Below are 9,907 nucleotides of genomic sequence, written 5' to 3' on the forward strand. Positions count from 1 at the left end.
TAAACAAATAAAAACGTAACGGAGAGTTTCTCATGAAACAAAAATGGCAGAACATCCACCCGCTCAGCTGGACCATTATTGTCGGAACCATTTTCGGACGTATGGGCACAGCCATGAGCATCCCTTTTTTAGCAATTTATTTGACACAAGTGAAAGGCGCCTCTTCCGGCTTTGCCGGCGCCGTTATTGCAGCGAGCTCTCTGATTGGAATTGCGGCAAGCTTTTACGGCGGGTACTTATCAGACAGGTTCGGCCGGAAAACCATCATGCTCGTTTCGATTTTCGGCTGGACATTCGTGTTCGCCGGTTTCGCGCTCGCCGATCATGTCTGGACATTCTTTGTCATGAATGCCTTAAACGGATTATGCCGCGCTTTGTTTGAACCGACTTCAAGAGCGCTGCTTTCAGACGTATCCAAACCCGAAACGCGCCTTTTCGTCTTTAATCTCCGCTATACCGCGATCAACCTCGGCGTCGTCTTTGGTCCGCTTTTAGGCCTGTACCTCGGATCTTCGAAAACGACGCTGCCGTTTTTCATTGCGGCTTTCATTTATTTTATTTATGCGGCGGTGCTGGTCATTCAGTTTAAACACCACACCGTACCGGCAACTGAGCGGAATAAGCGTATAAAAGTGCGGGACGCGCTGGAGGTGACAAAAAAAGACCGGGTATTTACGATTACACTAATCGGTTCGATTCTTTGTTTATTCGGGTATTCCCACTTCACATCCACGCTCGCACAATACATGGCGGCCAGCCCGTTCATCGAAGACGGGACAAAAGTGTTCGGTATGATGCTGACGCTGAATGCCTTGGCCGTGCTTGTCGTACAGTACCCGATCGTACATATCGCCAAACGGTTTTCACCGATTTTATCGCTGATTGCCGGAAATGTGCTGATTAGCGGAAGCCTGTTCAGCCTCTCGTTTTTCCACGATCTATGGTCCATCGTCTTGATCATTATCGTGTTTACGATCGGGGAAGTGCTTCTCTTTTCGATGATGGATTTACTGGTCGACCGGATTGCCCGGCCTGAGCTGAAAGGCACTTACTTCGGGGCTATAGGCTTCACCCAGCTGGGAAGCGTGATCGGCCCTTGGGCGGGGGGAATGCTGCTGGACGCCTTTGGAGCGGAAAAGCCGTTTTTCACTTTTGCAATCCTGTCTGCTGTCACTATTTGCGGCGTTCCTTTCCTGGTGGCAGCCTTCCGGAAGCTCAAAATAGATGAAGCAAAAGTCAAATTAAGTTCGAAAAAAACGATGCAGCATTAATTGAAAACAGGCCGGCTCGGTCAAAGGCCGGCCTTCCGGCGTACGCCCGCCTCAAGGCGCCGCAAGTTCGACTTTGATGCGGTCGGGATCTTCGGTATATAAGGCATAATGCCCGCTTCCGCCGGCAAACGGATGTCTGTCTTCGTATAAAATGCGGCATCCCCGCTCCCTCAGTTTCATTGTCATTTCGTCGACCTGTTCTTTGGATGCCGCGTAAAAAGCAAGATGGTTTAAACCGACGCGGCACCTGTGATAACCTGCTTTGACAAACTGCTCTTTCGCCTGCACAAGCACGAGATAGGCGCCGTTTGCTTTCCAGCTGATCCCGTCTTCCCATTGTTGAAAAACCTCATAGCCGAGCTCTCCGAGAAACCAGCCCCAAAAGCGCTTCGACGCTTCCAAATCTGAAACATACAGTTCAATATGATGGATCATGCAAGCCTCCTCTTCTACACCCGTCTGACGAGAATCTCTTCCACCTTGTGGCCTTCGCCTTTTCTCAAGATTAAATCAGACCGGAATTTTGTAGGCAGAATGTTCTCATACAAATTCGGACGGTTGACGGTCTCCCATATTGACTTTGCCATATGGTCCGCTTCTTCGTCCGCAAGGTCTTTGAATTTATGGAAATAAGAACTCGGATCTTGAAATGCCGTCTCTCTGAGCATGCGAAAGCGTTCAAGATACCATTTGATAATGAGGTCTTCTTCGGCATCCACATAAATTGAGAAGTCAAAAAAATCGGAAACGAAAACCCGCGGTTTTGTCCGGTCGTCTTCGATCGTCGGTGTCTGCAGCACATTGACGCCTTCGATGATGACGATATCCGCTTGTTCAACCGTTTCGTAAACCCCTTCCAATCTGTCGTACGTTAAATGGGAATAAACGGGTGCGCGAACGATTTCCTTGCCGGATTTTAAATCGTTTAAAAACTCAAGCAATGCTTTGACATCATAGCTTTCCGGAAACCCCTTCCGCGACATCATCTGTTTTTCTGTCAGCACCGCATTGGGATAAAGAAAACCGTCGGTTGTGATCAGACTGACTTTCAGCCGTTCCTGCAAACGGGAGAGCACCGTCTGAATGATGCGGGCCGTCGTGCTTTTTCCAACCGCGACGCTTCCGGCAATCCCGATGATGAACGGAATTTTGGCCGCGTGAGGATGGTTCAAAAAACCGTTCACCCGGGTGTTCCGTTCATATTGAGTTGTCCGGTGTAAATAAAGCAGCCTCGCCAGCGGAACATAAACGGTTTCGACTTCTTCCAAAGACAGATAGTCATTTAAACCTTCAAGCCTTTTTACTTCCTCTTCGGTCATTTCTACCGCCATATGCCCGCCGAGATTTGCCCAGGCATCGCGGGTATGACTCGTATATAACGTGTGCAAATTCAAATCCTGATTCGCCATTATACTCACCTGCCCTCTGTTCAAAAGCTGTTTACTAAAAAGTGCATGAATTCCTGAGACCGCTTTATTATTATATAGAATTTTTCGAATATTTACGAGGAACAAGGTTTCAATCAAAACAACCGCCTCATCCAGAGACGGCAGATTCTGTTGTTCCAACTATTTGACACTCGCCTGCCAAACCTGAGCCAACGGGCATCCGTCGCTTGCAAAAAAAAGAGCGCAGGCACTTGCGCTCTTTTTTCAAACGACATATTTGCTTTGCCTGTGCGCCATATAATAAGTAACCGCAGACAGCAAGCCGACAGATGCGGCTAAAATGATGACGACCGGAATCATGTCCACCTTCACCGGTGTAAACAGTTTAAAGCCGCCGCTGAAACTGAAAACCGCATGCCCGAGATTAGACAGCAGGTTTTTCAAATCGAATCTCCCCAAAGCAGGGATAAGCAGGCTGTAAACGATATACAGCAAAGCAGGCGTAATAAAGCTTCTGAAGAGGACGCCCAAATAAAATCCGACCGTCGAAAAAATGAAGCTGACCGCCAGAACGACAACGAGCTGAAGCGGGATATTGCTTTTTGAAACAGCGGGTATTGTGAACTCGCCGACCGGTATGGCTCTTGAAGCCAGGGAATAAAAGACGAAGCTTGACACATATGCCGTACATACAACGGCGATCACGGCGGCAGCCATCACCATGTAAACCGAACACTGTTTGGCCAGCAGAACGGATTTCCAATCATGGCTGACAGCTTTCACTTTCACCGTCTTGAACCTGATGTCGTAAGAGGAGATATAGATGGCATACAGCGTAAAAGCCAAGGGAAAAATGATGAAGCCCATCAGCTCAAGCGTCATGATAACCGACTGCTTGGGCTCCAGATGATGGAGGGACAAGACGAAATTCTCATAGTCAAACCTTAAAATATTTTCGACGATCTCTCCGTCGCCATCCTCGCTTTTCAGCTCCCCTTCCTTCACCTTGACGGGCGACGCCAGCGCCTGCTTAATATCGATACCGAGTTCTTTATATTCGTCTTCAGTCTTTTTAAACTGCTGATAGCTGTCAATTGTATTTTTATAATGTACATATATGTATCCGGATGAAATGAATAATAGAGGAAGCAATAACATGACGAGCATTTTAGAATATGATTGAAATGCAAGCTCTTTTTTGAAAATATTATAAATATTCTTTATAGACATCGCCCAATTCTGCTCCATTCGTTTTAAAATTGTCTATGTGGATAGCTGAACCGTCTTTCAACACGTATAATTGATCGACGATTGAAGAATAAAACTCAAACTGATGGCCGGCGGCAACAATCGTCATCCTGCTCGACCAGTCATTGATCAGCGCCTGAAGCTCCATCATGGACCGGTAGTCAAGCCCGTTTGATATCTCATCCAAAAACAAATATGACGGTTTGTTTAATGCAGCGATCATTAAGGCCAGCTTTTTCTTTTGTCCGTATGAATAGGTCTTAACCTTTTTTTTCAGCAGCGCCCGGCCGAGGAACTTTTGCGATAATTGTTCCAGCTCTTCTTTGCCGGCAGGTTTATTGATCAACAGTTTAATATTTTGATATCCGCTCAGATGATCGTAAAACGGGGAATCGTCATAGATAACGTGCACTTTGCTCCTGACGGCTTCAAGCGGCTCTCCGTCGTACAGAATGCCGCCTTCGAAATGTTCCAGCTTGAGCAGGCATTTCAAGAGCGTCGTTTTCCCGGCGCCGTTTTCCCCCATCAGGAAGGTGACTTTGTTTTTTTCGATATTCATGTTGAGACGGTTGAATACCTTTTTGCTTCCATAAGATTTCGTCAGGTCATCGATTTTGATCAATTTAAAAAATCCTTTCTTGCATCAGGATGGTGTTGCAACATTCTCCATTATACAACGCTGCCATTAATTTCAAAATAGTCTTTTAGCAGCGTTGTATGAAATGGCTTACGGCAAATTAATCGTTTCCGTATTTTCCTTTTTTATTGACCCACCTTCTGTCTGTAAAGGTTGAGCTGGCGAATTCAACATCTCCCCACGGTGTAACGGTCCCGAAGCTCAGCGTTTTTTTCGCTCTCCATTTGTGAAGCCCTGAAGACTTGTAATACCTTTTAATCCCTTTTGCTCTCACGACATTCGGAAAGACGTAGCCGACATCCTGCGATCCGCTGCTTTTCGATACTTTTTTGCCGTTGTAGTACCAGTCGATATAATCTTTCGACCAGGCGAGGAAGCTTCCTCTTTTAATTGTAAGCCTTTTTCCTGCATATGCCGTCACACCGCTTTGGACAGATGCCTGTTCAGGAAGTGACTGCACGTATTCTGTCTTGGCTTCAAGCAGTTCTTTTTGCTCACTTGTCAGCTGCCCGTCCCCAGCAGCCGCAGCGAATGAGGATGGAACCAGGAGCGCCGCAGACAAAGAAAACCCTAAAATCGCTTTTTTCATTTCGTTTCCCTCCGTATTTTTGATAATTCGTATGTACGTCTTCAGCTGCCATCCATAAGCTACTGCCGCATCCAAAACAATTTAAGGTCCGAGTTCTCTCATTTTAATGGATGAAAAAATAGATTTCTAGCAGAATGGACCATTTTATCATTACCTATTGGAAATTATCACCTCCTATGTATTTGATATTATACCATATTTTTACTTATATTAAATTCCTATTATTTGGAATTTTCGTCATGAATAGCCCGCATCTTTTATAATGGGGATGAAAAAAGGAGGAAGAAGAGGAACCTATATACCTGGAAAGCGATTCTACAGCTGTTATTCGTACAAAAAAACAAAGCACCCGACAGACCGTCTACCTTCATGGAGACGGTCTGTCGGGAACCGCCTTCGATTTGGAGGATGAAGAAGCCGATCGTTTATTTGTGAGTGCACATAGCAAAGGCTGCCTAAATCCAAGGCAGCCTCATCCTTTAAAAGTTCTTCGATTTATCGTTCGATTTGCTTTTGGAAGGAACAATCCGGTGTTCCACCTTTTCATAAAGGGACAGCATTTGATGAATAAATGACAGCTTCGGTGCTGTCCAGAATACAAACAGAGCTGACAACACGCCAAGAAGGGCTCCCGCCGCAACATCGAGCGGATAGTGAACGCCCGACCAAATGCGGGAAATGCCTACGGCAAACGCAAGCACAAGCCACAGCCAGCCCGTCTTTTTGTGAAACAGGAAGATTAAAAAGCCGATTGAAAAAAACAAAATCGTATGGTCGCTCGGAAACGAATTGTCAATTTCATGCTCTATCAGCTTGTTGACATTCGGAAGCGTGGCAAACGGTTGATAGTTGGAATGCAGAAAGCCCATGATTTTCCCAAGAATTTCGGCAATCACAAATGCGATGACTGCATAAATGACCATCAATCTGTTTTTTGTCGTCCGGGTCAGCCAATAAACGACAAGACCCAACGCGAGGAAGTACATCATATATTCGGCCAGAAAGTAAACGACCGGATTCAGCATCGAATACTCTTTTCCCAAATCATTAATGAAACGAAAAGCATCAATATTTAATTCTGAAAAAGACATGTTCCATTCTCCTTTTTTATACTTTTATCCTAAATATATCCATCAAAATTGTGCAATAAGCCTTTATCGGGATTAGGAATGTACAAACATGTGTTGCACATTCCCTTAGACTCCTCCTGCATCAATGAATATCGATTTTTTTAAAGTAAACGATTGTCGCGGCTAATCCAAGAACGGTTGTGGCGGCAACACTGATAAAAGAATATTCGGGCGGATATTCCGGAAAGAACGTACCCGAAGCGATCACCCATACCGCCGACCAGGGGAGTAAAGCGCTGTACTCCGTGCCGTATACCATAATGCTGACCATTGATATAATGATTGTAAAGATAATGGTGGGCACGTAGTTTTTAAACAGCAGTGTCACAAATATAATTGGACTGACCAGGAAGAAAAGAAGTGCCCCGCCTATCATAAATTGTTTAAACCCATCTATTAAAACCGCCGAACTGAGCCCTTCAAACTGGCCGATCAGCCCAAACAGCAGCGTCAGCACCCAGGCAATCAACGTCAGCATCATGATCCAAATGAGGAGCAGAACCAATTTGCTGACAATCAGGCTGATTCTTGAAACAGGAATCGTCAATAGATTCTTTAGCGTGCTTTCAGCGTATTCCCGATTGAATAAATATGATGTAATCACGCCATACAACGGGACTCCGATCAAAAGCACAATATACAGGTTGGTATCGGAAAAGGTCTCACTGAAGCGAATCGGTACATCAGGGTACTTGGCTTTTTTAGCCAAAGACGATATAAAACAGATGAAAGGGGCTGCCGCCGCTCCCAGGATACTGACAAGAAACATCTGTGACCGCTTAAGCTTCAGCAATTCGGTATATAGCAAATTAGCCAATCGTCCCGCCCCCAATCAACTTCACGAAATAGTCTTCAAGACTGTCTTCGCTCATCGCAATCTTCAATACGTCTATTCCGTTTTCGACAAACAATTTATTGAGCTTTCCCTGCTGGCCCAAATGGGAGTATACCCGGATGATCCCGTCCTGGTGAACTTCGTAGTCATGAATATCAAAATGCTGTTCCATCAGAACGACCGCTTTATTTTGATCGGATAATTGAAATTCCAGATATTTGCGGTTTCTTTTTTTGAGATGGTCAAACGGAATTTCTTCAAGCAGTTTTCCTTCATGAATGATCCCGACATGATCGACGAGCTGTTCGATTTCAGACAAAATGTGGCTTGATATAAAGATGGTGATGTTTCTTTCTTTGGCGAGAGAATGAATGAGTCTTCTCATTTCTTTGATCCCGATCGGGTCCAAGCCGTTTGTCGGCTCGTCCAGTATCAACAGCTCCGGATAGTGAAGCAAGGCTCTTGCAATTCCCAGCCTTTGTTTCATGCCCAAGGAAAACTTGCCGACGAGCTTTTTCGTTTCATGCTGCAGGCCCACGATCTCCAATACTTCATCGATCGCATTTTTTTTATGGATACCTATGATTTTCGCATTGATCAGCAGGTTTTCCCTTGCCGTCAAGTTCGCGTAAAAGCCGGGCACTTCCACGATAGATCCGATTCTTCTTAAAATTTCTTTTTTATTCTTGAAAAAATTCTCTCCGAAAATTTCTATCTGCCCGCTGGTCGGTTTGATCAGACCCAGCAGCATTCTGATCGTCGTCGTTTTGCCGGCGCCGTTTCGTCCCAAAAATCCGTATATATCTCCTTGTTTTACATTGATATTGAGATGGTCTACAGACTTTTGCGGCCCGTACATTTTCGTGAGATCCGTCGTTTTAATAATTGTGTTCAAAGTTGATCCACTCTCTTTCACTCGCCTTATAACTACATCATAAACAGAAGGATTTAACTTCTTCTTAACCAATTCTTAATTAATTCTTAAATGATTGGAGATGGTTTTGTTTAGGCAGCGAAAAACCAAACGTCGTTTTTTCCCACGGGACGCTCTGTGCCCATATGCGTCCGCGGTTTTTTTCGACGAGCGATTTGGCGATGGCAAGCCCCAGGCCGCTCCCGTCATCAAGGCTTCTCGACCGGTCTCTGCGGTACATTCTATCAAACACGTTTTCAATATCGTTTTCCGGAATTCCCGGACCTTGATCCCAGATGAGAAGCTGATATTCATGTTCTGATTCCGTCAGTTCGATTCCAAGTACTTTTCCCTCTTTTCCATAATGAATGCCGTTTCTCACGATGTTTTCGATCACGCGGATCAAGCTGAGCCGATCTGCAATAACAGAGCATTTCTTTTCCGGGATCTGTACATTCAAATCAATGTCATGTTTTTTCAGTTCCGGCAAAAAGTCGATCAGCGTTTCCCTAGCGACTTCGGCCAGGTCAAAAAACTCTGTTTTCAACTGGACTTCATTCGCGTCCAATTTCGCCATGTTGAATATTTCATCGATCAATTGCTTGAGGCTGTTGGATTTTTTAGAAAGGATATTGAGATATTCCTGTTTCTCTTCTTCCGAAGACGCGACCCCATCTTTTAATGCATCAACATAGCCAATAATTGATGTGAGCGGCGTTCGGATATCGTGGGAAATATTAGACAGCAGCCGTTTTCTGGCCGCTTCCGATTTTGCGGCGTTGATTTGAACTTTTTCAAGCTGCTCTATCAATTCGTTAATGGAAAAAATGATTTCATTAAACGGCTGACCGCCTTTCGCCAGCAATCTTCTTCTTAAATTTCCATCCGCCACGCGCTTCAGCTCGGTTTCGATCAGCTTTAAGCGATCGATGAAGCGAAGCCTCATCGTAAACAGCAGCGCGGTAACGGCAAACAGAAAAATAAACAACATTGTGCTGAAAACCCCAAAGGAAGCCGTTTTCATATAGATGAACAAAAGTGCTGCAATCGCCGCACATTGCAGAATGAGAAGCAGCAGCTTTTTATCGGTCAGCATCTTTCTCACCTACAAACTTATAGCCAATTCCCCAAACAGTTTGAATAAATTGTGGATCGGAAGGGTCCGGCTCTATTTTTTTTCTCAGCCTTCTGATATGCACCATGACCGTATTGTCATCTTCTATGTATTGATCGCTCCATGCGTTTCGAAACAGCTGCGTTTTCGTAAATACCTGCCCCGGATTTGAGGCGAAAAACTTCAGCAGTTCAAACTCCTTCGCCGTCAGAGAGATCTCCTGTCCGCCCGCGGTGACCGTATATGTTTTCAAATCGATGGTCAATCCTTTAAATTGAATCAGCGATTGTTCATCGGAGCGGCTTTCGCTTCCGAGGACCAAAAAGCGCCTCAGCATGGCTTTGATCCGCGCAAGCACTTCGTTTACGCTGAAGGGCTTTGTTATATAATCGTCGGCGCCGATGGACAGTCCTAAAATTTTATCGCCTTCAAGGTCTTTGGCGGTCAGCATCAGGATCGGAACATTCGTATGATTCCTCATCCTTCTGCAGACCTCGATGCCGTCGATTTTCGGCATCATGACATCCAATATCACGAGGTGGTAATGGTTTTGTTCAAACAGCCTTAACGCATCTTCTCCGTCAACTGCCACGTCAACCTCATAACACTCTCTTTTTAAATAGGTTTTCAATAAATCTCTGATTTCTTTTTCATCATCCGCTATGAGCACTCGAATGGTTTCCACTTGGTTCACCCGCTTTTATTTTGTCTTGATAGATGTTCACACCGCAGCACCAGCTGCTGCTTGTTTTTTGAAATATTTCCTCTCTTTTCTTTGCCTT

General features: G+C 45.0%; 11 protein-coding genes. 1 reads left to right on the forward strand and 10 read right to left on the reverse strand.

The genetic code is table 11. The features are described 5' to 3' along the window. Nucleotides 1–32: 32 nt before the first annotated feature. Nucleotides 33–1,271 (forward strand): MDR family MFS transporter, encoded by a 1,239-nt coding sequence (locus ACH97_RS20535; RefSeq protein ID WP_023855955.1) that lies wholly within the window; start codon nt 33–35, stop codon nt 1,269–1,271. Nucleotides 1,272–1,322: 51 nt separating this feature from the next. On the opposite strand, the gene ACH97_RS20540 is transcribed toward ACH97_RS20535, so the two are convergent. The 10 genes from ACH97_RS20540 to ACH97_RS20585 form a co-directional block, all read right to left on the reverse strand. After that, nucleotides 1,323–1,706 (reverse strand): VOC family protein, encoded by a 384-nt coding sequence (locus tag ACH97_RS20540; protein ID WP_023855956.1) that lies wholly within the window; start codon nt 1,704–1,706, stop codon nt 1,323–1,325. Between the two features lie 14 nt (nt 1,707–1,720). After that, entirely contained in the window at nt 1,721–2,680 is a 960-nt protein-coding gene (coaA, locus tag ACH97_RS20545) for a type I pantothenate kinase (RefSeq protein ID WP_020452068.1), read from the reverse strand. Between the two features lie 243 nt (nt 2,681–2,923). Next, the gene (locus ACH97_RS20550; RefSeq protein ID WP_023855957.1) at nt 2,924–3,889 is read right to left on the reverse strand and encodes an ABC transporter permease; all 966 of its coding nucleotides are present in this window, start codon (nt 3,887–3,889) and stop codon (nt 2,924–2,926) included. Next, nucleotides 3,867–4,529, reverse strand: a complete 663-nt coding sequence (locus ACH97_RS20555) for an ATP-binding cassette domain-containing protein (protein WP_023855958.1) — start codon at nt 4,527–4,529, stop codon at nt 3,867–3,869. The genes ACH97_RS20550 and ACH97_RS20555 overlap by 23 nt, the downstream gene beginning before the upstream one ends. A gap of 115 nt (nt 4,530–4,644) precedes the next feature. Then, nucleotides 4,645–5,133 carry a hypothetical protein gene (locus ACH97_RS20560; protein WP_023855959.1) on the reverse strand — a complete coding sequence of 163 codons (489 nt, stop codon included), beginning with the start codon at nt 5,131–5,133 and terminating at the stop codon, nt 4,645–4,647. 479 nt (nt 5,134–5,612) lie between these two features. After that, entirely contained in the window at nt 5,613–6,224 is a 612-nt protein-coding gene (gene bcrC, locus ACH97_RS20565; RefSeq protein WP_023855960.1) for a bacitracin resistance undecaprenyl-diphosphatase BcrC, read from the reverse strand. 121 nt (nt 6,225–6,345) lie between these two features. Continuing rightward, nucleotides 6,346–7,080 carry an ABC transporter permease gene (locus tag ACH97_RS20570; protein WP_023855961.1) on the reverse strand — a complete coding sequence of 245 codons (735 nt, stop codon included), beginning with the start codon at nt 7,078–7,080 and terminating at the stop codon, nt 6,346–6,348. Then, the gene (gene bcrA / locus ACH97_RS20575) at nt 7,073–7,993 is read right to left on the reverse strand and encodes a bacitracin resistance ABC transporter ATP-binding subunit BcrA (protein WP_023855962.1); all 921 of its coding nucleotides are present in this window, start codon (nt 7,991–7,993) and stop codon (nt 7,073–7,075) included. Before bcrA ends, ACH97_RS20570 begins: the two co-directional genes overlap by 8 nt. 79 nt (nt 7,994–8,072) lie before the next feature. Beyond that, a complete protein-coding gene (locus ACH97_RS20580) occupies nt 8,073–9,107 on the reverse strand; it encodes a sensor histidine kinase (RefSeq protein ID WP_023855963.1) in 1,035 nt (344 codons plus the stop codon). Further along, nucleotides 9,094–9,810, reverse strand: coding sequence for a response regulator transcription factor (locus tag ACH97_RS20585; protein WP_025811198.1), 717 nt, complete (start codon nt 9,808–9,810; stop codon nt 9,094–9,096). The genes ACH97_RS20580 and ACH97_RS20585 overlap by 14 nt, the downstream gene beginning before the upstream one ends. Between the last annotated feature and the right edge of the window lie 97 nt (nt 9,811–9,907).

The organism is Bacillus paralicheniformis, from assembly GCF_001042485.2.
Taxonomy (GTDB): domain Bacteria; phylum Bacillota; class Bacilli; order Bacillales; family Bacillaceae; genus Bacillus; species Bacillus paralicheniformis.

Coding starts and splice junctions, on each gene's coding strand:
- ACH97_RS20535 (WP_023855955.1), top strand. CDS start 33: ATGAAACAAAAATGGCAGAACATCCACCCGCTCAGCTGGACCATTATT.
- ACH97_RS20540 (WP_023855956.1), bottom strand. CDS start 1,706: ATGATCCATCATATTGAACTGTATGTTTCAGATTTGGAAGCGTCGAAG.
- coaA (WP_020452068.1), bottom strand. CDS start 2,680: ATGGCGAATCAGGATTTGAATTTGCACACGTTATATACGAGTCATACC.
- ACH97_RS20550 (WP_023855957.1), bottom strand. CDS start 3,889: ATGTCTATAAAGAATATTTATAATATTTTCAAAAAAGAGCTTGCATTT.
- ACH97_RS20560 (WP_023855959.1), bottom strand. CDS start 5,133: ATGAAAAAAGCGATTTTAGGGTTTTCTTTGTCTGCGGCGCTCCTGGTT.
- bcrC (WP_023855960.1), bottom strand. CDS start 6,224: ATGTCTTTTTCAGAATTAAATATTGATGCTTTTCGTTTCATTAATGAT.
- ACH97_RS20580 (WP_023855963.1), bottom strand. CDS start 9,107: ATGCTGACCGATAAAAAGCTGCTGCTTCTCATTCTGCAATGTGCGGCG.